This window comes from Erythrobacter sp. NAP1, from assembly GCF_000152865.1.
Lineage (GTDB): Bacteria > Pseudomonadota > Alphaproteobacteria > Sphingomonadales > Sphingomonadaceae > Erythrobacter.
Genome location: NZ_CH672390.1, coordinates 1,319,735 through 1,345,286, shown reverse-complemented (window position 1 = coordinate 1,345,286; position 25,552 = coordinate 1,319,735). Strand labels below are relative to the sequence as shown.

Here is a 25,552-nt window from a genome sequence, read left to right as displayed (position 1 = left end):
TAGAGTGATTTCCGCCCTGGCCGTGCAACTGCGCGATTTCGACCTTGTTGAAGACGCTTTTGCCGACGCAGCTGAGAAGCTGATTGAGGGCGGCGACGTCCCTGACCGACTTACCAGCTGGCTGTTTGTCGTCGCCAAACGCAAGGCGCTGGATGCGATGCGAGGGCGCGCAGCACAGGACAGGGCTCTTCAAAAAAGTGCACCGGTGGAAGAGATGGCTGACATTCTCACTTTGCCAGAACCAATCGCGGATGAGCGGCTGCGCCTGATCTTCATCTGCTGCCATCCAGCGATTGCCCTTGAGGCGAGAACGGCTCTCGCGCTGAAGGTCATTTGCGGGTTGCCGGTTGGCGTGATCGCGCGGCTCTTCGTGACCAGTGAGGCGACGATGTACCAGCGCATCACCCGGGCCAAGGCGAAGGTGCGTGATGCAGGAATTGCCTTTGAACTGCCTGAGCGAAAGGCTTGGGGCGAGCGTCTGGAAGCAGTTCTGCTTACCTTGGAGCTTGCCTATACAGCCGCTTACCAGGACGCCGCGGGTGAACTGGACCCCGAATTGTCTGGAGAGGTGGCGCGGCTCGCAGCCATGGTTGCCGAGCTTTTGCCCGAGGAGCCTGAGGCGCTTGGGCTTGCGGCACTGGTCTGGCTTGCGAGATCGCGCGAAGCGGCAAGGGTGGATGCAGACGGCGCTATGGTTCCACTGTCGCAGCAGGACGTGTGCAAGTGGGACTTCGCTGCCATTGAGCAAGCCCGCCTTTGGCTTGAGGGCGCTGCGAAGTTTGGCGCATCCGGTCCGTATCAGGTGATGGCGGCAATTCAGCTCACGCATGCCCGTCGCGCCTACGACGGTAAGACTGACTGGGGCGCAGTACTAGCGCTGTATGATGTGCTTATGGGCATGCGGCCAGCGCCGATGGTTGGCTTAAATCGGGCGGTGGCCTTGGAGAAAGTGGAGGGCGCAAAGGCAGGGCTTGAGGCTCTGGATGCCATTGAGGGGTCGCGCATTCGTTCGTCGCGGCCGTATCGGGTGGCGCGGGCTCAGATGTATTCGGGTCTCGGGCAATGGGACGCCGCGCGGTGCGAACTGGAGCAAGCGCTTGATCAGGATGTGCCGCGTGCCGAACGCCTCTTTCTCAAACGCAAGCTCAAGGAGCTGCGTCAAAATCATCGACCCACTTCATGATCCCGCCGGGGAAAGGTGACCAGACGCCTATCTCAACACCAGCGCTGGCCAGTTGATCGCTCGTCCATTGATTGCAGGTGTTGCCCAGGTGGTATGTGCCGCTTGCCGTGTAGAACACGTCGTGCGCGTCATAGCCGGGTAGGACTTCCCGGGATTCGGGAGGAGCGACTTGCCCTTTAATCGAAGCGGCGAGAGCTCGGTATTCGACTGGCCGAAGATGCATGACGCGATAATCGTCGGAAGGGGCAGGGCGGACGTAATGCGCCACATGCAGCACCCCTTCGCCGCCCGTCATAGCCGTAACGACCGTGATCGGGTTCACATCAGACCATGTCGGGGTTTCGAGGAAAAACTTCCGCTCTCCCCAGCTCACCGCGACATGCGTGTAGTCGCGGGAGGATGCGATGATGTCGCTTGCGGGAAAAATGCTCCGCCAGTCTTGTTCAGGCGTGAGGATGGGCATGGCGATTTCGGTGTGAATGCCGTTTGTGCCGATTAGGATCGCGATCGTGCGCTCGGTCGATGGATCCGGCTCGGTCCAGCCCGAGTTGCGAGAAATGGATGAACCGATCCAGCCCGACAGCACGAAAAGTGCCGCGGAACCAACGAACACGAGGCCACCCCAGCGCAGGGCCTTCAGAACAGTCTTCGCGCCCGTGCCTTTATCGGAGGCTTGCACGCCAGACCTTGCGCTTTCGGAACCACAGAATCGCCCAGTCCCCGCGCTGAGTGCGCGCGACATGGCGAAAACCCGATTGGCGATACGCTCGACGAACGGCCCGTTCCTGTTCGCCCGCCAGTAGGCCTGCGAGCAAAACCGATCCACCTTGTGCTGTGGCCGCTGCAAAGTCTGGCGCAAGCTCGACCAATGGTCCTGCAAGGATGTTGGCGATCAACAGATCATACGGCCCGCGCATCTGGAGCAACTCGTGGTCCATGCCGTCCGCGATGACCATCGTCATTTCGCCGCGGCCACTGCCCATGTTTACGCCGTTCAGCCCCGCATTCACATCGACCACCTCTGCACAAATGGCGTCGATGTCCGATGCGGTCGCCTTGGCTCCGGGCCATAACTTCATTGCCGCAAAGCCCAGCAATCCAGTGCCAGTGCCAATATCCGCAATGTTGCGCGCGACGATGCCGCGTGACTTCATGGCCGAGAGAACTTCCAGACAGCCGGCGGTCGTTTCATGTTGTCCGGTGCCAAATGCCTGTGCGGCCGGGATCACGAAATTGACGGCATCAGGATCGTCGGGAAACTCGGCCGTGTGGACATAGAACCGCCCTGCACGGATCGGCTCGACGCCCTGTTGGCTGAGCGTTAGCCAATCCTCGTCCGCAAGCTTCTCAACCGAGATGTCGGGTGCCTTGCCCGCAAACAGCGAGGCGAGAGCGCGCTTCTGTGTGGCGCCCGGCTTCTTGGGATACCACGCTTCGAGCACCCAGTCCTGTGGTCGATCCTCTGCAATCTCTCGTCCCGAAATGACGAGGTCGAAGTCCCAGTCCTCCAAATCGTCATGTGCGAGCAAGGCACCCTGCACCTGGGGTTTGGGTGCGAAAGCCGAGAGCTTCCAGCTGCTCACTGGTTTGCTCCTGCCTCTCGCTCGAGACGCGCGTTTAGGTCTTCTGTCTTGCCTGCGGCAAAGGCTTCACACGACATGCCATTGTCGAGCCTGCCCGCTGCGGCGCGTTCGATCATCTTGCTGTGTGAGGGATGTGGTGTGAGCAGGATGTCGCACCGCCAGCTCATTCCCGCAACGCGTTCAATTCCTGCTCGATACTCGGAAACATAGTCGGGGTGTTCAGAGAAACGGTAATCGTCGCTGCTGACCGGTGACATGCTGTCGGCGAACACTATCGCCTTACAGTCGCGATCCTCGCAGGAGCGCCAGAAATAGGAGCGTGCACCCGGCGTGTGACCAGCGGTGGTAAATGGGTAGATTCGTAACTTGCCCAGAGAGACCGATCTGCCAGACTCCAGCGTAAAGCCGACCGCGACCGGGGCCATTGCAGGGTGAATGGCATGTTGCGGATCATTGTCGGCAACTTGTCCTGTTTCGAGCACGGGCTTTGCGAGCGGGCTCGCACCTACGCGCGCGCCGGTTCTCTCCGCAACCAGTGCGTGCCCGCCGACGTGGTCGAAGTGCTCGTGGCTGTGCAGCAGGATTTCGACGTCTTCGAGCGCGAAGCCCAGGCTTTCGATGTTGTCGAGAACGACCTGCGCGCCCGCTTCGGTTCCGCTGTCGATCAGTATGTGGCCGTCATCTGAAGTGATGAGGATCGCGGCGATACCGCATGTCCCGACATAATAGGTGTTCGCATGGATGCGGTAAGGATGGGCGGGTTTGTCCCAATCGTCCCATTTCTCGCATTCTTGCGAGAAACGGGCGATCTCGGCTTGTTTCCTTTCAGCTTCGGTTACCGGCCCTTCCGCCAATGCTTGAGTAGAATTGGCGAGCGCCATTAGCGCGCATGCAGAAGCGAATTTAGCGAACAAAGCTGGCTCCATTGGCGTCGATCACCGCTCCGGTCATGCTGGGCGGGGCGTCGAGCGCGCAGAAGGTGATGATGCGGGCGATTTCTTCTGGAGTCGCGACGCGTCCCAGCGGGATGTCGGCCAGTAAGCCAGCCCCGCCGCGACTTTCAAGGTAGTCTCCCGCCATGCTTGTGTCGGTAAAGCCCGGCGTGATGGCGTAGCTCAAGATGCCCTCGGCAGCATAAGCGCGGGCGATCGTCTTGTGCATTGCGATCATCCCACCCTTGGCAGCGGCATAATGCCAATGGCCAGGCGAATCCCCACGATAGGCAGCGCGGCTTGCGACATGAACAAGCCGCCCCCTGACACCGTCTTGGCCCGCTATACACTCCTGCCAATGTCGTACAGCGAAACGGCTGATCTGGGCTGCTGCGGTGAGGTTGATGCGGATCGTGTCTTCCCATGCATCCAACCATTCGATGTCGGAGCGTTCGAGCCGGTTTTTCTCGAACAGTCCGGCATTGTTGACGACTGCCGCGATGTTGCCGCCGCTGCGATCCATCGCCTCTTCCCAAAGCATCTGAGCCGCGCGTGGGTCGGAGAAATCCGCAGCGATGCGTTCAGCGTCCCCAGAGCGCGTTTGGTGACCGATCACCTCGACACCGCGCGCTTCCAGGGCGGCTGCAGCAGCCGCGCCAATTCCCCGGCTCGAACCTGTGACGAGAATTGCGGTCATTTGTGACCCCTTGTCTGCAAGCTTTTATGCCAATTCATGCAATCCCCTATCCGAATTTTTGCAAGCACTGTCGAGCGCTTCCGCCCTTGCCTCATTCGTGAGGTTCGTTAAGTGGGGTTGGGGGCAATCAAGACATATGGGATCATCATGAGCCAAAGACCGCTTTCTCCGCACCTCCAGATATGGCGGTGGGGACCGCATATGCTGGTATCAATCCTTCACCGTGTGAGCGGCGATGGGATGGCATTGGTCGGCCTTGCCGTCCTCGTTTGGTGGCTAGGCGCGCTTGCAAGCGGGCCCGACGCTTACGAGACGTTTCTGTGGGCGGCCGCTTCGCCGCTAGGATATGTGGTGCTGATTGGTCTGACCTGGGCGTTCTTCACCCACATGATGAGCGGGCTGCGCCACTTTGTGCTGGATATCGGAGCGGGCTACGAGCTCGACACAAACCGGTTCTGGTCGATCGTCTCGCCGATCATCGCAATCGCTCTCACGGTTGTCCTGTGGGGCTACCTCCTTTTCGTGAAGGGAGCTTGAGCCATGGGTAACGGCACTTCCATCGGTAAAGTCCGGGGTCTCGGCTCTTCGCATCACGGCGCGCATCACTGGCTTGCGGCTCGCACCACTGCGATCGGCAATCTTGTCCTGATGACCTGGCTGATCCTCAGCTTCGTTCTGCTGCCTGATTTCAGCTATCAAAGCGTCTCCGGCTGGCTCTCACAGCCGATTGCCGCTGTCCCGATGATCCTCCTTATCATCAGCGTGTTCTACCACGCCCGGCTCGGCCTGCAGGTCGTGATTGAGGATTACATCCACGAACCCGGATCGAAATTCGCGCTGCTCTCAGCGCTCAACCTTGCAGCATTCGGCGGCGGCGCTTTCGCGATCTTCAGCGTTGCCAGCCTCGCACTCACAGGAGCAGCCTGATGGCCAGCACTCCCGAATCTGGCGCCTCTTTGAAGGGCGACTACAAGATTATTGACCATATGTACGACGTGGTGGTCGTGGGCGCGGGCGGCTCAGGCCTTCGCGCAACGACCGGCGCTGCCGAAGCAGGCCTACGCACCGCGAACATCTCGAAGGTTTTCCCGACCCGCTCGCACACCGTAGCTGCACAAGGCGGCATTGCGGCAAGCCTCGGCAACAACTCGCCCGACCACTGGCAGTGGCACATGTACGACACCGTCAAGGGGTCCGACTGGCTGGGCGATCAGGACGCGATCGAATATCTTGTCCGCGAAGCCCCTCAGGCGGTTTACGAGCTCGAGCACGCAGGCGTGCCTTTCAGCCGCAACGAAGACGGCACTATCTATCAGCGCCCTTTCGGCGGCCACATGCAGAATATGGGCGAAGGCCCGCCGGTTCAGCGCACCTGCGCCGCAGCCGACCGCACCGGCCATGCCATGCTCCACGCGCTGTATCAGCAGAGCCTGAAGTATGACGCCGACTTCTTCATCGAGTACTTCGCTCTCGACCTGATCATGGCGGAAGTCGACGGCGTGAAGCAGTGCGTCGGCGTGATGGCGATGTGCCTCGATGATGGCACGATCCACCGTTTCCGTGCGCAAAGCGTTGTGCTGGCAACCGGCGGTTACGGCCGCTGCTACTACACTGCGACTTCCGCACACACCTGCACTGGCGATGGCGGCGGCATGGTGCTGCGCGCTGGTCTGCCGCTTCAGGACATGGAGTTCGTCCAGTTCCACCCTACCGGCATTTACGGCGCAGGCGTCCTCATCACCGAAGGCGCACGCGGCGAGGGCGGGTATCTCACAAACTCCGAAGGCGAGCGTTTCATGGAACGCTACGCTCCGAGCGCGAAGGACCTCGCATCGCGCGACGTCGTGTCGCGTTCGATGGCTCTCGAAATGCGCGAGGGGCGCGGGCACGGCGCAGATGGCGACCATATCCACCTGCACCTCGACCACATTGATCCGAAGGTTCTTGCAGAACGCCTTCCGGGGATCACTGAAAGCGGCAAGATTTTCGCAGGCGTCGACCTGACGCGCGAAGCTCTCCCCGTGACGCCTACCGTTCACTACAACATGGGCGGTATCCCCTGTAATTATCACGGGCAGGTCGTGACCCTCGGCAAGGACGGCCCGGACACCGTTGTCCCTGGTCTGTATGCCGTGGGTGAAGCGGCTTGTGTGTCGGTCCACGGCGCAAATCGTCTGGGCTCCAACTCGCTTATCGACCTCGTTGTGTTTGGTCGCGCAACCGGCCTGCACCTCAAGGAGACGCTTAAGCCCGGCGTCAGTCAGCCCGAACTCGCGGCTGACAGCGCGGACTTCGCTCTCTCTCGCGTCGATCACTTCCGCTATTCTGAGGGCGGCTCGCCCACCGCGGCTATCCGCGCGGACATGCAGAAGGCGATGCAGAAGCACGCAGCCGTGTTCCGCGACACCGCTCTGATGGACGAGGGCGTCAAGATCCTCGCTGAGCAGAACAAGCGGATGGAAGACATCCACGTCACCGACAAGTCGCTGATCTGGAACTCGGATTTGATCGAGACGCTAGAGCTCGACAACTTGATGAGCCAGGCTAATGTCACCATCGCATCGGCAGCGAACCGCAAGGAAAGCCGCGGCGCGCATGCGCACGAGGATTTCCCCGATCGCAACGATGCAGAGTGGATGAAGCACACCATTGCCTGGTTCGAGGGTTGGGGCGGCAATGGCGGCGAAATCAAGATCGATTACCGCCCGGTGCACGAATACACGCTCACCGAGGACGCCGAGTACATCAAGCCAAAGGCACGCGTGTACTGAGCTATGCTTAATTCGGCCGCTTGCGGGCCAAGGCTAGTTCTTTGATAAAGCTGGCAAGAGGGTTCGCATGCTCGCCAGATTCGATGATCCAGCGGTCGAAAAGGCCTACGTGATGAGCGAGCGGGAGGCGCGCGTCCCTGCGACGCGTTTCCTCGCCGGGATCGGGATCGTCACGCTGATCTCGTATATCGGGTTCAACCCGATGCATTTCCCGCCCGAAGGGGTGATCGCCTACAACATGGCGGCGATCCCCTTCATGCTGGTGCTTACCTGCATTGTCGGGCTGACATTCACTCGCTTCTATATCGAGCAGAGCTGGATCGACCTCGTCATCTTCATTGCGATGACGGTCGTGATGGTTCTGCTGATCGAGGCGCTGGGCGAACAATCCGACATAACCGAGATCAGCCGGTTCGGGATGGGGATTATCAATTTCGGCATTCTCGTTGTGTTTGCGAGTGTCGGATTTGTTGCGACCACACGGTATTTTTTCAGCTGGGCAGTGGTGCTGCTGCTGACTTATGCCACATTCCTGCTGATCGTGGACCGCAACATCGTCAACGTGGTCTATTCATTCACCAACTTCACGACCTTCTTCACCTTCGCCTGCTTCGTGAACTGGGACATCGATCGCCGCGCGCGTCGAAGCTACAAGGCGTGGATGGCCCTCGAAGAGGAGCGCGCCAAGACCGAAGAGATGCTCTTCAATGTCCTGCCCAAGAACGTCGCGAACCGCCTGCGCCGAGGCGAGGTCGTGGCGGACAGTTTCTCTGATGTGTCGGTGGTGTTCGTCGATATTGTCGGCTTCTCGAAACTGGCCCGAAAGCTCTCGCCCGGCCATCTCGTCAAACTGCTCAACGCCATTTTCGGCCTTGCAGACGAATGCGCGAAGAATGCGGGCGTGGAAAAGGTCAAGACTATCGGCGATGCCTATCTCGCAGTCGCAGGCGGCACCACCAGCACCGAGAACGATGCGGTCTCAGCCATTCGGTTCGCCGAGCAAATGATTGCAGCAGTCACGGATTATGCCCGCGAAACCCGGATTGACGTTGCCATCAGGGTCGGCATCCACACCGGTCCCGTAGTCGGCGGAGTGATCGGCCAACAGCGAATGGCTTACGATTATTGGGGTGACACGATGAATACGGCTGCAAGGCTCGAAGGCGTTGCAAAGCCGGGCGGCATCGCTGTGTCGGAAAGCACCTACTTCGCGGCGTGCTCGCAGGTCGATTTCACTCCGGCAGAGCTTCAGACCTTGAAAGGCATCGGCGAGACCAAGGTCTACCGCGTCATCGTTGAAAACGAGGTAGCGGATCAGGCCGCGCGGTGAGTAGGGCCGTTGTCGACCGGGCGCGGAAAGTTCGTGGCCGGGGTCATGCGACGGCCAAACAGGCCTGCGGCCGGATTGGCGGGGATCTTGACGACGCGGTCAGCCGGATCGGGTTTGTCAGTCTTACTCATCTCTTGGTCCTTCGTGCATAGCGGCGATCCGAAGGAAGTGCGGGTCGCTTGATGAGTCTTAAATACCTCCGATCTGGCAGTACTGAATTGTAGTGATCCGCCAGCCGGCAACAATTGTCGGATGGATACAATGGCGCTTGACGCTTTCGCCAGCCTCCCTGAAACAGGCAGCAATGGTTTTGCGCACCCTTTACCGTCTCGCCGTGATCACCGCGCTTTGCGCCGCGCCGCTTTCACTACCGGCCGGGGCACAGGACAATCCCAACCAGCCTCCCGAACACACCGAGCCCTTTCCCAATATCGGGATTGGGCAAACGCGTGAGGAGATGCTGGAGAGCTTTGCAGAGGCACCGCAACTCAAGCGCGGCGAGCCTGCGCGCGTTCTGCTCGACCAGCGCCGCCGTCTTGCTCGTTCGCTCGACGCGCTTGCACCTCAGCGGTCCGGATCGATTGACGCTTATGTCGTGAGCATTGCGCTCGACAGCGACCCGGTGTTTGCCCGCGAGGCTCGCGAAGCTGGCCGCGTCTTGGCACGCCGTTATGGAGCGAACGGACGGGTCCTTACGCTCGCAGGGCCGGATGGTACGCGCGATGATCTGCCGCGCGGTTCGATCGAGAGCTTGCTGGTCAGTCTTGCTCACATCGCAGAGCTGATGGACACCGATGAAGACGTGCTGGTGCTCTATACGACGAGCCATGGCAACGAACTCGGGCTGGCCTATCATTATGGCGATACCGGCTACGGCGTGTTGTCGCCCGCGCGACTTGCCGAAGCTTTCGAGGAGCTAGGAATCGAGCGGCGCATCCTGATCATCTCGGCGTGCTATTCCGGCGTCTTTGTGCCCGCGCTTTCGGGCCGCGACACCGCAATTCTGACCGCCGCCGCTTCGACTCGCAATTCCTTCGGTTGTGAGCCGGAGAACGACTGGACCTTCTATGGCGACGCGCTGGTCAACCGCGCGCTTCGCGAACCGCAGCCTCTAACCGAAGCCGTGCGGGCAGCGGGTCGAACCATTGCTGGTTGGGAAAGCGAGAGGCGTCTTCTCGCTTCGCTGCCCCAAAGCGCGTTCGGCGCTGGCGTTTCAGCCTGGCTTCCAACGCTGGAGGCAGGCATGCCGCAAGTGGCGAGCGCTCCGGTGGGCAGGCCAGCGGTCGGCGAGTGATTATTCGTCAGGCTCCTCGACGCGGCGCGCATCTAGGATAGTCACCGGATCGGCGAGAATCTGTCCGACCATCATGCCTTCGCCCTTGTTGGGATCGGCAGGCAAGGCATGGATCGCGGAGACGACATCCATCCCATCGATGACGTAGCCGAAGACGGCGTAGCCATTCTTCCAGATAGGGTCGTCTGAATCGGGCTGAGCATCGAGGCCGACCTGATCGGCGAGCATGATCGAGAAATCGCCATTCGCCGTACCCGGTTCGCCCATCGCCATCGACAGCGCCCCGTTGGTGTGGCTGAGGCCGGTCTGGGTCGTCGGCTCATGCTGAATGCCCGGCAGGATGCGGTTTGGATCAAACTGAGTGCCGCCCTGGATCAGGCCATTAGGCATAGGCTCGCGCTCCAGTTTCATCGCGCGGTAGAAGACGGTGCCGTCGAACCTGTCCTCATCGACGTAGCGCAGGAAATTGGCAGCGGTGATTGGAGCGCGTTCGGTCTCGAGGCGGATGGTGATCTCTCCCATCTCGGTCTCGAGAACGACGTCGGTGGTCTCGTAGTTGACCTCCGGCTCGGGCGTTTCGGCGATCAGAGGCTCAGTCTGCTTGATCTCGAATTTCATCAGCAAAGTGCGCTGGTTCTCGGAGAAATTGTTGTCCGAGGCGAGATACAGGAATGTCTTGCCGAATTGTTCGCGCAGCGCCAGGCCTTCGAAATTGTCGAGGGTCAGCGGTGGCAATAGTGTCGCGACCGTCTCGTTGTCTCCCTCGGCAGGCACGGCGACGATGGCCGCGCGGTTGCCCTGGCCCTGCACGTAGCTGCGAAACAGGATGTAGCAGGTGCCATCGGCTCCGCAGGCGGCATCCGTTGGAACGCCGCCTTGTTCTGCAAGTTCCGGGGGAGGCGCGACTTCGAATGCGACTTCACCGCCGTCGACGATCAGCGAGCAGTTTTCCCGGTCGGTCCCGGCCCATTCTCCGCAAACGAGCAGCTTATCGCCAGCCTGCGCGAGTGTTTCGATACCGGAATTGCCTTGCGCTCCGAAGAGGATGGATGGCGGGTACTCGAGATCGGCTCCCGCGCCCTCGGCAAGGTCGTCATAGCGCCAGACCCGGTGGCGACGTTCGAAGCTGACGAGCCAGTTACCCGCCGCATCGCGGGTGATGGCTTCGGCATCTGCGTCTTCCTTGTCGCGTAAGCGCCTGCCGCGTTCGTCATTCAGATCGCCGCGCGTGATTGCCAGCACATCGATCAGCCGTCCATCGAACTCGTCTGGCTCGATGGTGAGCCATTTGCCGTCATCGCTGACGGCATAGAGCAGGCCATCGTGCCATTCGAGGCCCGAAATGCCTCCAATTTCCTCCTCGCCCGGCTCGATCATGACACCGCCGCGATAAATGAGTTCACCGACTTCGGAGACTTCCGGGTCATTCGGGTCGAGCTCAACCGGCTCTGTGATCGCGAAAATCTCGTCTTGGGCGAGGGTGGGGGCGCTCACCAACATGGCGAAGCCTGCGCAAATGGCTGTCTTCCAAGTCATTCGTCCGTTCTGGTGAACCCTTTGCAGAAGAGCAAGCGGGGAGGCGCGTCATTCATCAAGCAGCAATGTTTACAAGCGTAATCGTTGTGACTACAGACGTAATCAAGCCACCGGTGGAAGAGGGAGGCACGCTTGACCAAGTCCCCTGATAACAATGCTGAAAAGCCTGAACGCATCAGTGAAGCTGAACATGCGGTCATGGAAGTCCTTTGGGATCGAGGCACCGCCAGCGCCGCACAGGTGTGCGAAGTCGTATGCCAGAAGCGCGAGTGGAGCCTTGCCACGGTCAAGACGCTGCTATCTCGTCTTGTTCAGAAAGGTGCGATTGAAACCCGTCCAGATGGTCGCCGTTTCCTTTACAGCCCGCTGATTGCCCGCGCCGAATATGTAGGCGGGGAATCGCGTCGTCTTGTCGACCGCCTGTTTGGCGGAAAGGCGGCTTCGCTGGTTGCTCACCTGGCTGAGACCGAGGCGCTGAGTGAGGACGACCTCAGCGAAATCGAGGCACTTCTGAAGGAGCTGAAGCAATGACCAGCTGGCTCCTAGAAACGCTCGCCTGGACCGCTGCGCTGATCGCGCTGGTTCTTGTCCTACGCCGTCCGGTCACTCGCTGGTTCGGTCCCCAATTCGCTTACGCCTTGTGGGCATTGCCTGCGCTCAGGCTCGTCATGCCCCCGATTGAACTGCCTGCCTGGATGCGTCCCGCTGACGCAACGGCAACGGCAGAGCCGATGATCGCGGGCGGCACCCAATTTCTAATCCTCGACCCCGTCACTCCAGTTGCGACACAAGATGGAGCAGGGCAGTCTGAGGCGGCGGCGTCCGGTCTCGCCACACAGCTTACCCCGACGCAGAGCTTCGATTTTGGACCCTTAATCGAAGCTGGCATCGCAGTGTGGCTGATCGGCGCCGCCATTTTCCTTTACATGCGCTTCAACGCCTACTTCGCACTTCGCGACGACTTGCTCGACGGTGCGAGCGAAGTCGGCCGCGATGGCAAGGTTCGCCTTGTCGAAACGCATGGCACGAATGCGCCGCTTGCATTTGGCGTGATCGACAAGGTCGTGGCTCTCCCGCCGGGCTTTCTGGCGCTGCCAGATCGGCAGGCCCGCGATCTCGCGCTGGCTCACGAACTGGCGCACCACAAAGGCCGAGACCTTCTTGTCAACGTTCTCGTGCAGCCTTTGTTTGCTATGCACTGGTTCAATCCGCTTGGCCGCTATGGCTGGCTTGCGCTGCGGCGCGATCAGGAAGCGGCTTGCGATGCGCGTGTCATGGCGCAGCGTCCGCCTGAAACTCTATCCGAAGCGCGCGAAGCCTATGCGAATCTGATCGTAAGCTTTGCCGCAAGCCCTGGTGTCGCACCCAACCATGCCCTCACCGCGCCGATGGCGTGCCCGGTGCTGGGAGAAAAATCGATAATTCATCGTTTGAGGAGCCTTAAGATGAACGACACTCCGAAAAGCCGCCGACTGGCCGGTCGCCTGATGCTGGGCGCGGCGGTTGTGGCTCTGCCTTTGACCGCATCCATTTCCTACGCTGCAAGCGAAGCGCCGCTGCCGCCCGCACCGCCCGCTCCGCCGAGCGTGTCTGTCGCACCGCCGGCATCGCCAGCCGCGCCTATCGCTCCTGCTGCGCCGCTGGTTCAAGAGATTGAAGAAGTTGATCCGGATGTGGATGTCGACGTCGAGGTTTCCGAAGACGGCACTCGCAGCGAAAACGTGTTCGTTATCCGGACTGAGAGCGATGGCGACAGCCGCGTTCATGTCCAACGCTGGGTCGAAGAGAACGAGTGGACCAGCGAAGGCATGAGCGAAGAGGAGCGCGAACGCATCATCATCGAGATGCGCGAAGAACTCGCCGAGGCCAAGAAGGAGCTCGATGAACTGCCCGAGATCCTTGAAGAAGCCATGGCCGACATGGAAGCAGCCGAAGCCGAGGTCCGCACCGTTATTCGCATGAGCTGCGATTCATCGAGCGACGAAGTTGCTACGACGGTTGAGAACGCCGATGGCACTCGCGTCGTCAAATTGTGCCAGGCGCGAGTGATGGCATCGGCTCTCGAAGGATTGAAGCAGGCGCGTGCAGAAATTGCTCGCAGCCGCGACATGACGGCCGAAATGCGCGAGCGTGTCGTGCGCGAACTCGACCAGCAGATCGAGCGGTGGGAAGAAAACGCGCGCTGATCTAAGCCCATTGAACAGGCGCATGTGCGAGGACCCTTTCCCTCGCGCAAAAGAAGGCCGGCGAGCAACCCTGTTGCGCGCCGGCCTGTCTTTTTGGGCTCGTAAGCGGCCTATTGTCCGTCCTGCTCCTGCGTTGGCAGGACAGGGCGTTCGGTGCGGGGACGGGCAGGGTAGTTGCATCCGCGTTCGCGGCCGACGCCTTTAAGGAAGCCACGCCGCACCATTCCTGCGGTCACTGCGCGATTGAACTCGCGCCGTCGCTTGTTCGCGCCGGAAACTTCGCGAACAAGGCCGCGGAAGGGGATGAATGAGCCGACGACGCTTTGTGCCACTCGGCCACCGCTGATCCGGCGTCCCTCTTCCTCAACGAAGATATCGAAGTCGTCACCCAACGCGTTATCGAGCGCAGCGATCTCAGCCATTAGGTGGTTGCAGTTCAGCAGCCCTTCCACGTCGTACGGATCGGCCGCGGCATCGACGAGAACAGGAGGCAGATCGTCGCTGTCGATGTTGAAGTCTTCAAGCGGAGTGCGCGCCACGTCCATGGCATCAGGTTCGTCGCGCTGCTGGGCAACGCCTGGCGATGCGGCGGCAAGGGCAAGGCCCATGGCCATTCCTGCCGATCCGATCGGTTTAACGAAGCTGCGTAATCTCATCACATGCACGGTCGTCCCCCCTAAGTCCCAATTGCAAGGCTTCCTGACGCTGGCGACTGGTCCCATGAGTGAAAGTCTCGGGATTCGCCCGGCGTCCTGAACGTTGCTGCAAGGTATCATCGCCGATTGCACTGGCTGCGCGCAAGCCCTCTTGCATGTCACCCGGTTCAAGCAGGTTCCGGTTCTTGCCTGCCCAAACTCCAGCATAGCAATCCGCCTGCAACTCCATGAGCACGCTCAGCTGGTTTGCCGAACGCGGGTTCGATGCCTGAAGGCTGCGGATCTGGCCGCTGATGCCGGTAATCGTCTGGATATGATGACCAAATTCGTGAGCGACCACGTAAAGCCGCGCAAAATCTCCGCGCTCCCCGGACATGCGCGCCAATTGATCGTAAAATCCTGTGTCGATGTAGATCGTTTCGTTGGCAGGGCAGTAGAACGGTCCCATGCCAGTCGAAGCGGGCCCACAAGCGGTGTCGAAGCGCTGGCTGGTCGCAAACCTCAAGGAAGGCTGGCGAAACTCGACGTTTTGCTGGGCAAAAGTCCGCGCCCATGTCTCGTTGAGTGAGGTGAGCGCCGCGCAAGTCTCATTTGCGTAGGCATTCGAGGAACAGATCGCAGTCTCATCCTCGTTCTGAGGTGCCTGCGATGAACCCGATGTTTGCTGCACACCTTCAATAAGGCCGAGGGTTTGGCGTGGGTCGACACCGAAGACGACTGCGCCGACCAGTGCAATAACGATCCCGACGCACCCAACACCGCCAGCTCGCCGGGCACCGCCAGTCGTGCCGACATTGATCTTGTTAGTGTTGAAGGGGTTCAGGCGCATCCTCGTGTCCTCCCAATCGGATCCATTACAGCTATGTCTTGCTCGCTCAGCTTTTGCTGGACACCAGCAATCAGTGCGGCAAAGACGCTTGTCAATTCAATGGCTGAAACGGTGGATTGTGCCCGATGCTTTCGGAAAAACGCGCGCTGGTCACAGGATCGACGTCGGGAATAGGTCTTGCGGTCGCACGCGCACTTCGTGCCGAAGGGGCCGAGATTATCCTCAACGGTCTGGGCGATGAGGGCGAGATCTCGAGATTGTGCGAGGAATTGGGCGCGACCTTCAACGGGGCGAACCTAATGGATCCCGCCGCTATCGAAGCGATGATGGAAGAAGTCGGCCCGGTCGACATTCTCGTTAATAATGCGGGAATGCAGCACGTCTCTCCGGTGGAAGACTTCCCGCCGGAAAAATGGGATGCGGTGATTGCGCTCAACCTTTCGGCTGTATTCCACACAACGCGGCTCGCCGTGCCGGGCATGAAGGCGAAAGGCTGGGGCCGTATTATCAACACCGCGAGCGCACACTCGCTCGCCGCTTCACCGTTCAAGAGCGCTTATGTCGCCAGCAAGCACGCGATCGCTGGGTTCACCAAAACGATTGCACTTGAATTGGCTCAGGATGGCGTGACCGCGAATTGCATTAGCCCGGGATATGTCTGGACGCCTTTGGTCGAGAACCAGATCCCTGACACGATGGCTGCGCGGGGTATGACGCGCGAGCAGGTGATGAACGATGTTCTGCTTGCCAAGCAGCCGACGAAGAAGTTCGTGCAGCCAGAAGAAGTCGGCGCGATGGCGGTCTTCCTCTGCAGCGATGCTGCGGGTAACGTGACGGGCGCTAATTGGAGCATTGACGGGGGATGGACGGCCGAATGATGGGGCGTATGCTGGGCCGGGGGCGGCTTTTCCTAGTTTGTTTTGTCAGCTTGTGCCTTGCCGCATGTGCTCGCGCTCCGATTGCGAGCGTGCCAGCGGCTGAGCGCGATGTGATTGCTGCCAACCTGATGCGCGACATCGAAGTGCTTGCGAGCGAAGAATTCGGCGGCCGCAAGCCCGGAACCGATGGCGAGGTACGGACTGTCGAATTCCTCATCAACGAGATGCAAAGTGCCGGTCTTGTTTCCGGTACGAACGATCCGGGCAGCGCATGGCGGGCCCCTGTAGAATTGGTCGCGACTACACCGCTATCGGGCACGATCGAGTTCACCGCTGGAGGGCGGGACATCACTCCGGGCGAAGGCCAGGCGGCTGTCCTCACGTCAGGCAGGCGTGGACTGATTGAGGGCGGCGAACTCGTCTTCGTCGGCAAGGAGGCAGAAAGCATCGTTGCTGAGGATATTGCGGGCAAGGTCGTGGTCATGCTCGGCGAGCCAGGTGTAAGCCCGCGCCGCCGTGCGACCCTTTTCGAAAACTCGCCGGCCGCGATCATTACGGTGGTAGAGGACAACTCTTCCATCGAAGCCGTCAGCCGCGCCTATGGCCGCGAGCGGATCGGGCTTGCGAGTGAAGAGCAGAACAGAGTGACCGCATTCGTCACCAACGATGTTATGCTGCAATTGCTGGGCGAAGATCGCTGGCAATCGCTGCTTGGCGCAGCAGAGGACGAGAACTTCGTCCCCGTGCCACTTTCGGCGAAAACGTCGCTCGATGCCCAAAGCCAGCGGCGGGAGTTTACCAGCTATAATGTGATTGGCCTGTTGCCGGGATCATTGCGTGGTTCGGGTGCGGTGATGTTACTCGGCCACTGGGATCACCTTGGCGATTGTGCCCCGGACACACCTGAACCCCTGTGCACCGGCGCAGTCGACAATGCGAGCGGGATAGCGGTGATGCTTGAGCTTACGCGCAGGCTCGCTGCAAATGGCCCTTATGATCGGGATATTTACGTCCTTGCCACCAGCGCCGAGGAGTCAGGATTGTTGGGAGCCAAGGCATTTATCGACCAGCCTTCGGTCCCGCTCGACGATATCGTAGCAGCCTTCAATTTCGACACCGTGGCTATCGCGCCTGCTGGCACGGCGCTGGGGTTCGTGGGAGAAGGCCGCACCGCGCTTGACGATACGATCAGGCAGACCGCTGCCGAGGCGCGCCGCGAGCTCGGCAACAAGGAGTTTGCCGAACAGTTCGTGCGCCGTCAGGACGGCTGGGCCTTCCTCGAGGCGGGAGTGCCTGCTGTCTTTCTCTCCAGTGCCTTCGCCTCGGAGATCGTTCTTGGTCCCTATCTCGCCGAGAGGTACCACCGCCCGGGTGACACGATCGAAGGCATCGAGCTCGGCGGCGCGATTGATGACCTTCTCCTGCACGAGGAACTGGTGCGCAGGGTAGCAAGTACAAGCGCTTACACCCCAGCTGCTTCACAATAACGTCTAAAGCGCGCTCGCAGGCCTAGCGCCTTTCACAAAGCCGCCCTACATGGGCGTGCACGATTCGCTTCACACACGGAAAAAAGCAGCACGTGCACATGGATATTCCCCTAGGCCTTACCTTTGACGACGTTCTTCTGCGACCTGCGGAAAGCAATGTGTTGCCGAGCATGGCAAACACGCAAACTAAGCTGACGCGCGAAATCGGCCTCAACATCCCCGTGCTTTCGAGCGCAATGGACACGGTGACCGAAGCCGACATGGCGATCGTCATGGCGCAGCTGGGCGGTATCGGCGTGCTTCACCGCAACCTTGACGTCGAAGAGCAGTGTGCGGCCGTGCGCGCCGTCAAACGCTTTGAAAGCGGGATGGTCGTTAACCCTATCACTATCTCGCCTGATGCGGTTCTGGGCGATGCTCAAGCGTTGATGGAAGCAAACCGGATCAGTGGGATTCCCGTAACCGACAGCGAAGGTAAGCTGTGCGGCATCCTCACAAACCGGGACGTCCGCTTTGCCGAGAATCCGCAGCAGCCAGTGCGCGAGCTGATGACCACTGAAAACCTTGCGACCGTTCCGCTTGGCACCAGCCAGGAAGACGCGCGCCGCCTCCTGCACCAACGCCGGATCGAAAAGCTTCTGGTGGTCGACGATGACTATCGCTGCATTGGCCTTATCACGGTCAAGGATATCGAGAAGGCGGTCACCTATCCCAACGCGACTAAGGACACCGCGGGCCGCCTGCGCGTGGCGGCAGCAACGACCGTGGGCGATGCTGGCTTTGCGCGGACCGAGGCGCTTGTCGATGCCGAAGTCGACGTCGTCGTTATCGACACCGCCCACGGCCACAACAAGGACGTGTCCAAGGCCGTTGAGCGCGTGAAGAACCTTTCCAATTCGGTCCAGGTTATTGCGGGCAACGTCGCTACCGCAGAAGCCACCCGCGCGCTTATCGATGCAGGCGCAGATGCAGTGAAGGTCGGCATCGGGCCCGGCTCAATCTGCACCACACGCGTCGTCGCAGGCGTCGGCGTTCCGCAGCTCACCGCGATCATGGGCAGCGCTGAAGAAGCCGCCAAATCGGGCGTCCCTGTCATCGCTGATGGCGGCCTTCGCACCTCGGGCGATGCTGCAAAGGCTCTGGCCGCTGGCGCTTCCACCGTGATGGTCGGCTCCATGCTTGCCGGTACGGCGGAAAGTCCGGGCGAAGTGTTTCTTTACCAAGGGCGTTCCTACAAGGCCTATCGCGGCATGGGCAGCGTTGGCGCGATGGCTCGAGGCAGCGCGGATCGCTATTTCCAGCAAGACGTGTCGGCGATGAAGCTCGTTCCCGAAGGCATCGAAGGGCAAGTCCCCTTCAAAGGCCCGGCAGCGGATGTGATCCACCAGCTCGTCGGCGGTATCAAGGCAGCGATGGGTTATACCGGCTCTGCCACTATCGAAGACCTCAAGACCCGCGCGCAGTTCGTCCGGATCACCAATGCAGGTCTTTCGGAAAGCCACGTCCACGACGTCGCCATCACGCGTGAGGCACCCAACTATCCGACGCGATAGGGCATTGCTGTGATCGAGATCGTTCCTCTGATGCTGTTCCTCCTCGCCATTCCCGATGACGGGCCGGGTGAGATTGAACTTACGCGCTATCCTGCCCTGTTCGAAACTGAGGAGGAGTGCCGCGACTTTGGTGAGCGCGTTGTACGTGCCCGTGTCACGATAGAACACGAAAACGCCACGCTCTTCCAGATTTTCTGCGAGCCCGTGCCGGACCGCGAGGAGTTCGCAAAGCTTTTCGACACCCTCAGCGAAAAACGGCAGCGTTCCAGCGAAGCGCGGGACCAATGACCCCCGCCGCCCGCGTTCAGGCGGCAATCGAATTGCTCGATGCAATCATTGAGGGCGCTCGCAACAAAGGCGCGCCTGCTGACCGATTGATCTCCGAGTATTTCAAAGCGCGGCGCTATGCCGGGTCAAAGGACCGGCGCGCGGTTCGCGAACTCGTCTACCGTGCGGTGAGACTGTGCGGTCCGGTCCCTGCCGATGGCCGCTCAGCAATGCTTGCGCTCTCGAATAGGGATGAGAGCCTCGTGCCATTGTTCGACGGCTCGACCCATGGGCCGCAAACGATTGCTCCTAACGAAACGTCAGCAGAGACAGGGGTCGCACCCCACTGGTTGATAGAGCGGCTTTCAATCTCTGGCATCGAGAGCGACGAAGCCATGGCGCTCCTGGACAGAGCGCCGCTCGACATCCGTGTGAACGCACTCAAGGCCGACCGTGGCACGATCGAGTTGCCTGAAGAGGGCGAACCACTCATTGCTTCGCAAGGCCTCCGGTTCGCATCTGGAACGCAGGTCGAGCAATGGCGAGAATGGCGTGACGGGCTGGTCGAGATACAGGACCACGGCAGCCAGTGGGTTTGCGAGGCTGTACTTGCGCAGCCCGGCGACGCCGTCATCGACCTTTGTGCAGGCGCAGGTGGCAAGACGCTTGCATTGGCCGCAAGGTTTGGAAACGCGGTCAGTCTCATCGCCGCTGACACCGACAAGCGACGCCTTGGCAATCTTGCGCCACGAGCTTCGAGGGCAGGGGCACAAGTCGATCACACTGTCTTGCTCAATCCGGGCCGTGAAATTGAAGCGCTTGAGCCTTGGGTAGGTAAAGCCGATCACGTGCTTGTCGACGCACCTTGCTCAGGTAGCGGAACTTGGCGTCGTAATCCTGAAAGCCGTTGGCGTCTGGACAAAGCAGAACTTGTCCGATTTACGAAACTTCAGGCTCATGTTCTTGATATCGCAGCGAAGCTGGTTCGTCCTGGTGGCAGCATCACATTCGTCACCTGCTCGCTGCTTGACGAAGAAGGATCAGGGCAGGTCGATGCATTCCTCGACCGGCATTCAGGATGGGAGGCCGAAGGTCTCGAACTTCCTGTCGGACGAAGGCGCGGGAAAGGCATTCGCCTTACTCCGTATCACGACGGTACGGACGGCTTTTTTGTCGCAAACTTACGTTTCCCGTGCTAGCCGTTAACGACTATGGCGAAGCCTTCATCTTCTCGGCTTGCTGACTTCAAGGAGCTGTTCATGCGTTTCGCGCCCGCTGCCGCTGCCCTCTCACTCATGCTCGCGACCGTGGCGAGTGTGTCGAGCGCTGGCCAGCTCGAAGCCGATCCGCGCGCGCAGGCGCTTATCACTCAAGGGGAAGCTGCGCTGGAGGCTGGCGATACGCAGGGCGCAATTGATGCATTCGAAGCCGCGCTTGCGGTCGATCCGGGCTACACTCCGATCCTGTTGAACCTTGCAGAAGCTGCCCGTCAGGATGGCCTTCAAGGGAAGGCGATCCGCTATTACCGCGAGGCATTGGCCCGCAATCCTGATTACTTCGCCGCAATCTCGGGTGAAGGCGAGGCATTGGTAGAGAAGGGCGCGGTCGACAAGGCGCAGCGCAATCTCGCCCGGCTCGAAAGCATGTGCGGTCAAAGCTGTCCTGAAACGCAGGCGCTTCAGGCGCGCATCGCGGCAGGGCCTCCTGCGCGCTTTGCCGTCGAAACCGCCGAGGACGGCACGGCTGCCAACTGAGCTTGGCGCCCACTCGAATGCTGACACTTCACCACCTCGAATATTCGCAGAGCTTTCGCATCCTCTGGCTACTCGAAGCCTTGGGCGCCGAGTATGAGCTCAAGAGCTATAATCGCGATCCCGAGACCAATCTTGCGCCTGCCGAATACAAGGCGCTTTCGCCTCTCGGCACTGCTCCAGTCGTGACCGAGGGCGACCTCGTGCTCGCAGAGAGCAACGCGATTATCGACTATATTCTAGACTCCTATCCCGGCAGCGATCTGCGTCCGGGTGCAGGGCACAAGGACCGCGCGCGCCATCTGTTCTGGTATCACGCATCGGGTGCGTCGTTCATGAACCTGCAGAGCGTTGCGATGATCCTGGGACTGCTTGAAAGCCGCGCTCCATGGCCGATCAGCGCCCTGCTCAAGTCTGTGTTTGGCCAGGTGCACAAGCTCTTCCTCGGTCCGCGCTTCGATGCGCTGTTCGACCTGATGGAAAACGATCTCGCCAAGCAGCCGTTTTTCGGCGGCGACAATCTGACCGCTGCCGATATCACGCTGGTTTATTCAATGTTCGCTGCGCGTGAACGGGGTCAGCTTGATGGCTACCCGCAGGTGACTCAGTGGTTCGAGAGGATCGAGGAATTGCCCTCGTTCCAGTCTGCCCGCGCGAAGGACAACCGCGACAAGATCACCTTCAGCTTCTGAAGTTGCTCAGATCAGCTGCGCAAATTCCGCGACCAGCTCTTCATAGACTTCGCGTTTGAACGGGACGATCAGGTCCGGCAAATCACGCGGTTTCACCCAGCGAAACGCGTGAAACTCGGGCGGATTATGCGCTTGAAGATTGATGTCGGCATCGCTCCCGAGAAAACGGCCGAGATACCAATGCTGGATCTGGCCGCGATACTTGCCCTTCCAGACTTTGCCCAGAAGCTCGGGCGGGAGGTCGTAGCGGAACTGCCGCGAGGCAGGCGCAATCACATTGACCAAACTGCCGCCGACACCCGTTTCTTCCTCCAATTCGCGCAAGGCTGCGGTTTGAGGGTCTTCGCCCTTGTCGATTCCGCCCTGTGGCATTTGCCAGAAGCCGTGAGCGCTAGGGTCGATGCGTTCGCCGACAAAGACGTTGCCGTCCTCGTTCGCGAGCATGAATCCGGCACAGGGGCGATAGGGGAGGTCGTTCAAGAGAGATTCTCCAAGAGACATTTCATATGCGCGACGATCCGCTCCAGATCGCCCTGCGTGCTCGGCACGGCCTGGCGCAGGTTGGTGAAGGAATGGGTGACGCCCTTCATCTCGATAAAGGTCACGTCTGCTCCAGCCTGAGCGAGGGCAGAGGCATAGTCGCGGCCGGAATCGCGGATCGGATCGAGGCTTGCCGTGACCACGATGGTGGGTGGGGCCTTAGCGTGATCGCCGTGGATCGGAAATCCGCGCGCATCCTCGCGCACTGCGCCATAGGCAGCGTCGAAGAATTCGATGGCAGCCCGGGTGAGGACAAAGCCGTCCGCAAATGCCTCGAAGCTGGCAGAGCCTTCGACCGCGCTTGCGAGCGGAAAGATCGGGACTTGCAACGCGACCGGCACATCGGCGGGCTTCTCGGCGAGCAATTGGCCAATGACGATCGTCGCATTGCCCCCGGCGCTGTCTCCGATCGTAACGACCCCTGTTGCCTCTCGGCCTAGTTCCTGCGGTGAAGATGCGATCCATCGCGTCGCGGCTTCGCAGTCCTCGATTGCGGCGGGGAAGGGCGCTTCAGGAGCGCGGCGATAATCTACCGCGACGAGAGGCAGATCCATCAGAGCAGCGATCTCGGTGCATAGCGCGTGGTGTGTTTCAAGGTCGCCGATCACGAAGCCGCCACCATGGTAAAAGGTGATGACCGGACCCGGATCGCGCGTTTCGCGCGCATCGTAGAGACGCAGCGGGATGTCCCCAGCTGGGCCCGGGCAGGTCAGGTCACGGATCACTGCAAGCTCGCGCGCAGGACGGTCCGCCATGCCGTGCAGCGCAACATAGGACGCCCGCGCTTCCTCAAGCGTCATGTCAGCCAGAGCCGGCCCTTCCATCGCTGCGAGTGCATCGAGGAACATCTTCATGTCAGGGCGGATAAAGGGTGTGGTGTCGGACATTCTTGGCTCTCTCCCGTCTCTCTTTGCGTGAAGCGATAGAGGCTTGGCCCGCGCATTTCCACTCGCAAAGACGCATGTGTGACGGTAGGCATCGCTCCATGGACAATCTCACGCACAGCCTTGTCGGCGCGGTGATGGCGCAGACGGGTCTCAAGCGAAAAACCGGCCTTGCAATGCCCGCTCTTGTGATCGGAGCGAACCTTCCCGATGTCGATGCTGCGTGCTTCTTCTGGCTTGAAGGGACAGAACACCTCGGCTTCCGGCGCGGGATCACGCATGGGCCGCCCGCCTGGGTGATCCTGCCCTTGATCCTCGCTGGTCTTCTTTGGGCGTTCGACCGGTGGCAGGCAAAGCGGGGCAAACGGCCCGAGGGGCGCCTTCCTGTGCATTTCGGTTGGCTCTATGGCTTGAGTTTTCTCGGATGCCTTTCGCACCCGGCGCTCGACTGGCTCAACGTTTACGGCATTCGTCTGCTCGAGCCGTTTTCGTCGCAATGGTTTTATGGCGACACGCTATTCATCATCGATCTGTGGCTGTGGGCGCTTTTGTCGGTGACGATCTGGTGGTCGCTGCGGCAGGAAAAGCGCGGCGGCAACTGGACGCGGCCTGCGTGGATCGGAAGCGTCGTCGGGCTGCTCTACATCGCACTCAACGGGGCGATCACCTGGTTCGATTACAATGCAGGCGGCAAGTATCGCGAGCCTTATCCGGTCGAGTACATTTCATCACCCGTGCCATTCTATTTCTGGGAGCGTGAGCAAATCGCGAGGCTCGAAAGCGGGCGCTGGATTTCGAGCAGTTGGGACGGCGTGGCGTTCGGCTATGGTTACAGCCACTCGATCAGCCAGCAATGCGTGCTTCCCGACTTTAGTGAAGAGCGAAAGACCAATTCGCAACTCGATGCTTTCCTGTTCTGGTCACGCGCGCCTTTTGGAGAGGCCCATCGCGATGGTTCTCTCATTCTTCGTGATGCTCGCTTTTATGATCCGCTGGCGCGAGACAGGTTCGCTCTGGTGCTTCCCGACGTGAAATGCATGGAACTGGTACCCGACTAAAACGCTTGAGTACCATGACCAAACCGCAAATCCTCTGGCTGAGGCGCGATCTGCGCATGGCCGACAATCCCGCTCTCTATCACGCTGCCAAGGCTGGTCCGGTCGTTTGCGTTTATGTCCTCGACGACGAAGCCCCCGAACATCACAGGATGGGCGGCGCATCGCGTTGGTGGCTTCACCATTCGCTTGAAAGTCTGAGCAAGAGCCTGGGCACCCGGAACGCGAAGTTGATCCTGCGCCGTGGCGATGCGGTTGAGGAACTCACCACCGTCGCGAATGCAGTGGGGGCCGACACGATCCATGCGAACACGCATTACGAGCCGTGGTGGAGGAAAGCGCAGAAGAAGCTGAAGGACGAGATCGACCTCCAGCTCTACGACGGTGTTTACTTGTTCCCCGCTGGCCACGTTACGACGGGCTCGGGCGATCCGTACAAGATCTACACGCCGTTTTACAAAGCGTTGCGACAGGAATTGCCCCCGCGCGACGTGCTGCCCGAGCCGGAAACGCTCTCCTCTCCTGATGACTGGCCCGCGAGCGACGAGCTTGCCGACTGGAACCTGCTTCCCACCAAGCCCGACTGGTCGGGCGGCATCGCAGATTTCTGGGAGGTGGGCGAGGACGCGGCGCATGAGCGTCTGTCTGAATGGGAAGATCACGTCGCTGATTATGAGGACAAGCGCAACTTCCCCAGTGTCGACAAGACATCGCGCCTGTCGCCGCACCTGCACTTCGGCGAGATTTCCCCGGTGCAGGTCTGGCACGCGCTCAAGCACAAACGCTCCGATGGCTGGAACAGCTTCGAGAGCGAACTGATCTGGCGCGACTATGCGGCCAACGTGATTTGCGAATACCCAGCTTATGCGAGCGAGAACTATCGCGAAGATTACGACAAGCTCGAATGGCGCGATCCCGATAGCGACGAAAAGGCCGCAAAGGACCTCAAGAAGTGGCAAGAGGGCAAGACCGGCTATCCGATCGTCGATGCAGGGATGCGCCAGCTTTGGCAGACCGGTTGGATGCACAACCGGGTGCGCATGATCACCGCCAGCTTCCTCATCAAGCACCTCCTGATCGACTGGCGAAAGGGCGAGCAGTGGTTCTGGGATTGCCTGGTCGATGCCGACTATTCGTCGAATGCGGTCAACTGGCAATGGAACGCGGGCACCGGCGTCGACTCAAACATGTTCAGCCGGATTATGGCTCCGCTGACCCAGTCGGAGAAATTCGATGCGGCTGCCTACATCCGCGAATACGTGCCCGAGCTTGCCGATCTCGATGAGCCCTACATCCACGACCCCGAAGAGCATGGCCGTTTGCCCAAGGCCTATCCGGCCAAGATGATCGCTCACAAGGAAGGGCGCGAGCGGGCCATGTCGGCATACAAGGATATGAAGAACGGGTGAGGGCGCTCTTGCGGCCCCACATGGCTGGCGCTTAAGAAA

The 25,552-nt window shown here is 60.3% G+C and carries 27 protein-coding genes; 17 read left to right on the top strand and 10 right to left on the bottom strand.

Annotated elements, in window-relative coordinates; all coding sequences use genetic code 11:
* The first annotated feature begins 4 nt into the window (after positions 1–4).
* A complete protein-coding gene (locus tag NAP1_RS06345; RefSeq protein WP_007164421.1) occupies positions 5–1,183 on the top strand; it encodes an RNA polymerase sigma factor in 1,179 nt (392 codons plus the stop codon).
* On the opposite strand, the gene NAP1_RS06340 is transcribed toward NAP1_RS06345, so the two are convergent.
* The 4 genes from NAP1_RS06340 to NAP1_RS06325 are packed head-to-tail and all read right to left on the bottom strand — an operon-like array spanning position 1,146 to position 4,395.
* On the bottom strand, positions 1,146–1,862 hold the full coding sequence (locus NAP1_RS06340) for a DUF2459 domain-containing protein (RefSeq protein WP_007164420.1): 717 nt from the start codon (positions 1,860–1,862) through the stop codon (positions 1,146–1,148). The two genes, NAP1_RS06345 and NAP1_RS06340, sit on opposite strands and share 38 nt — an antisense overlap.
* Entirely contained in the window at positions 1,846–2,766 is a 921-nt protein-coding gene (locus tag NAP1_RS06335) for a 50S ribosomal protein L11 methyltransferase (RefSeq protein ID WP_007164419.1), read from the bottom strand. Before NAP1_RS06335 ends, NAP1_RS06340 begins: the two co-directional genes overlap by 17 nt.
* Positions 2,763–3,680, bottom strand: a complete 918-nt coding sequence (gene bla / locus NAP1_RS06330; RefSeq protein ID WP_162013471.1) for a subclass B3 metallo-beta-lactamase — start codon at positions 3,678–3,680, stop codon at positions 2,763–2,765. The genes NAP1_RS06335 and bla overlap by 4 nt, the downstream gene beginning before the upstream one ends.
* Positions 3,670–4,395 carry an SDR family NAD(P)-dependent oxidoreductase gene (locus NAP1_RS06325; protein WP_007164417.1) on the bottom strand — a complete coding sequence of 242 codons (726 nt, stop codon included), beginning with the start codon at positions 4,393–4,395 and terminating at the stop codon, positions 3,670–3,672. The genes bla and NAP1_RS06325 overlap by 11 nt, the downstream gene beginning before the upstream one ends.
* A gap of 147 nt (positions 4,396–4,542) precedes the next feature.
* On the opposite strand from NAP1_RS06325, the gene sdhC reads away from it, so the two are divergent.
* From sdhC to NAP1_RS15855, 4 genes are all read left to right on the top strand, one after another.
* Positions 4,543–4,932 carry a succinate dehydrogenase, cytochrome b556 subunit gene (gene sdhC / locus NAP1_RS06320; RefSeq protein WP_040464780.1) on the top strand — a complete coding sequence of 130 codons (390 nt, stop codon included), beginning with the start codon at positions 4,543–4,545 and terminating at the stop codon, positions 4,930–4,932.
* A gap of 3 nt (positions 4,933–4,935) precedes the next feature.
* Complete coding sequence (sdhD, locus tag NAP1_RS06315) at positions 4,936–5,322, top strand: succinate dehydrogenase, hydrophobic membrane anchor protein (protein ID WP_007164415.1); 387 nt, start codon at positions 4,936–4,938, stop codon at positions 5,320–5,322.
* A gap of 29 nt (positions 5,323–5,351) precedes the next feature.
* The gene (gene sdhA / locus NAP1_RS06310; protein ID WP_156777338.1) at positions 5,352–7,166 is read left to right on the top strand and encodes a succinate dehydrogenase flavoprotein subunit; all 1,815 of its coding nucleotides are present in this window, start codon (positions 5,352–5,354) and stop codon (positions 7,164–7,166) included.
* A gap of 67 nt (positions 7,167–7,233) precedes the next feature.
* Positions 7,234–8,496, top strand: coding sequence for an adenylate/guanylate cyclase domain-containing protein (locus NAP1_RS15855; protein ID WP_007164413.1), 1,263 nt, complete (start codon positions 7,234–7,236; stop codon positions 8,494–8,496).
* Here the strand turns inward: NAP1_RS15855 and NAP1_RS16450 are convergent.
* On the bottom strand, positions 8,481–8,627 hold the full coding sequence (locus tag NAP1_RS16450; RefSeq protein ID WP_007164412.1) for a hypothetical protein: 147 nt from the start codon (positions 8,625–8,627) through the stop codon (positions 8,481–8,483). The genes NAP1_RS15855 and NAP1_RS16450 overlap by 16 nt on opposite strands.
* Positions 8,628–8,800: 173 nt before the next feature.
* Here NAP1_RS16450 and NAP1_RS06300 point away from each other — a divergent pair, with 173 nt between their 5' ends.
* Positions 8,801–9,790, top strand: coding sequence for a C13 family peptidase (locus tag NAP1_RS06300; RefSeq protein ID WP_007164411.1), 990 nt, complete (start codon positions 8,801–8,803; stop codon positions 9,788–9,790).
* Here the strand turns inward: NAP1_RS06300 and NAP1_RS16285 are convergent, their stop codons facing one another.
* Positions 9,791–11,326: an esterase-like activity of phytase family protein gene (locus tag NAP1_RS16285; protein WP_007164410.1), complete on the bottom strand. Its 1,536-nt coding sequence runs from the start codon at positions 11,324–11,326 to the stop codon at positions 9,791–9,793.
* 132 nt (positions 11,327–11,458) lie between these two features.
* Between NAP1_RS16285 and NAP1_RS06290 the strand changes: the two genes are divergently transcribed.
* Both NAP1_RS06290 and NAP1_RS06285 read left to right on the top strand, forming a co-directional pair.
* Positions 11,459–11,857 (top strand): BlaI/MecI/CopY family transcriptional regulator, encoded by a 399-nt coding sequence (locus NAP1_RS06290; protein WP_007164409.1) that lies wholly within the window; start codon positions 11,459–11,461, stop codon positions 11,855–11,857.
* Positions 11,854–13,512, top strand: a complete 1,659-nt coding sequence (locus tag NAP1_RS06285) for a M56 family metallopeptidase (RefSeq protein WP_007164408.1) — start codon at positions 11,854–11,856, stop codon at positions 13,510–13,512. The genes NAP1_RS06290 and NAP1_RS06285 overlap by 4 nt, the downstream gene beginning before the upstream one ends.
* Positions 13,513–13,622: 110 nt before the next feature.
* Here the strand turns inward: NAP1_RS06285 and NAP1_RS06280 are convergent, their stop codons facing one another.
* Together NAP1_RS06280 and NAP1_RS06275 are read right to left on the bottom strand one after the other, a co-directional pair.
* Positions 13,623–14,120: a hypothetical protein gene (locus tag NAP1_RS06280; RefSeq protein ID WP_241761188.1), complete on the bottom strand. Its 498-nt coding sequence runs from the start codon at positions 14,118–14,120 to the stop codon at positions 13,623–13,625.
* A gap of 25 nt (positions 14,121–14,145) precedes the next feature.
* On the bottom strand, positions 14,146–14,997 hold the full coding sequence (locus tag NAP1_RS06275) for a neutral zinc metallopeptidase (RefSeq protein ID WP_007164406.1): 852 nt from the start codon (positions 14,995–14,997) through the stop codon (positions 14,146–14,148).
* 125 nt (positions 14,998–15,122) lie between these two features.
* Here NAP1_RS06275 and NAP1_RS06270 point away from each other — a divergent pair, with 125 nt between their 5' ends.
* The 7 genes from NAP1_RS06270 (at position 15,123) to NAP1_RS06240 (ending at position 21,625) form a co-directional block, all read left to right on the top strand.
* On the top strand, positions 15,123–15,875 hold the full coding sequence (locus NAP1_RS06270) for a 3-hydroxybutyrate dehydrogenase (RefSeq protein ID WP_007164405.1): 753 nt from the start codon (positions 15,123–15,125) through the stop codon (positions 15,873–15,875).
* Positions 15,872–17,362: a M20/M25/M40 family metallo-hydrolase gene (locus NAP1_RS06265; RefSeq protein WP_162013470.1), complete on the top strand. Its 1,491-nt coding sequence runs from the start codon at positions 15,872–15,874 to the stop codon at positions 17,360–17,362. Before NAP1_RS06270 ends, NAP1_RS06265 begins: the two co-directional genes overlap by 4 nt.
* A gap of 98 nt (positions 17,363–17,460) precedes the next feature.
* Positions 17,461–18,915 (top strand): IMP dehydrogenase, encoded by a 1,455-nt coding sequence (gene guaB, locus NAP1_RS06260; RefSeq protein ID WP_007164403.1) that lies wholly within the window; start codon positions 17,461–17,463, stop codon positions 18,913–18,915.
* 9 nt (positions 18,916–18,924) lie between these two features.
* Entirely contained in the window at positions 18,925–19,203 is a 279-nt protein-coding gene (locus NAP1_RS06255) for a hypothetical protein (protein ID WP_007164402.1), read from the top strand.
* Positions 19,200–20,381 carry an RsmB/NOP family class I SAM-dependent RNA methyltransferase gene (locus NAP1_RS06250; RefSeq protein ID WP_007164401.1) on the top strand — a complete coding sequence of 394 codons (1,182 nt, stop codon included), beginning with the start codon at positions 19,200–19,202 and terminating at the stop codon, positions 20,379–20,381. The genes NAP1_RS06255 and NAP1_RS06250 overlap by 4 nt, the downstream gene beginning before the upstream one ends.
* A gap of 60 nt (positions 20,382–20,441) precedes the next feature.
* Entirely contained in the window at positions 20,442–20,936 is a 495-nt protein-coding gene (locus NAP1_RS06245) for a tetratricopeptide repeat protein (protein ID WP_156777212.1), read from the top strand.
* 17 nt (positions 20,937–20,953) lie between these two features.
* Entirely contained in the window at positions 20,954–21,625 is a 672-nt protein-coding gene (locus tag NAP1_RS06240; protein ID WP_007164399.1) for a glutathione S-transferase family protein, read from the top strand.
* A gap of 6 nt (positions 21,626–21,631) precedes the next feature.
* On the opposite strand, the gene NAP1_RS06235 is transcribed toward NAP1_RS06240, so the two are convergent.
* Complete coding sequence (locus NAP1_RS06235) at positions 21,632–22,105, bottom strand: RNA pyrophosphohydrolase (RefSeq protein WP_040464315.1); 474 nt, start codon at positions 22,103–22,105, stop codon at positions 21,632–21,634.
* Positions 22,102–23,052 (bottom strand): alpha/beta hydrolase, encoded by a 951-nt coding sequence (locus tag NAP1_RS06230; protein WP_040464313.1) that lies wholly within the window; start codon positions 23,050–23,052, stop codon positions 22,102–22,104. The genes NAP1_RS06235 and NAP1_RS06230 overlap by 4 nt, the downstream gene beginning before the upstream one ends.
* A gap of 98 nt (positions 23,053–23,150) precedes the next feature.
* On the opposite strand from NAP1_RS06230, the gene NAP1_RS06225 reads away from it, so the two are divergent.
* Both NAP1_RS06225 and NAP1_RS06220 read left to right on the top strand, forming a co-directional pair.
* On the top strand, positions 23,151–24,107 hold the full coding sequence (locus tag NAP1_RS06225; protein WP_007164396.1) for a metal-dependent hydrolase: 957 nt from the start codon (positions 23,151–23,153) through the stop codon (positions 24,105–24,107).
* Between the two features lie 14 nt (positions 24,108–24,121).
* Positions 24,122–25,513 (top strand): deoxyribodipyrimidine photo-lyase, encoded by a 1,392-nt coding sequence (locus NAP1_RS06220; protein ID WP_007164395.1) that lies wholly within the window; start codon positions 24,122–24,124, stop codon positions 25,511–25,513.
* Positions 25,514–25,552 lie beyond the last annotated feature (39 nt).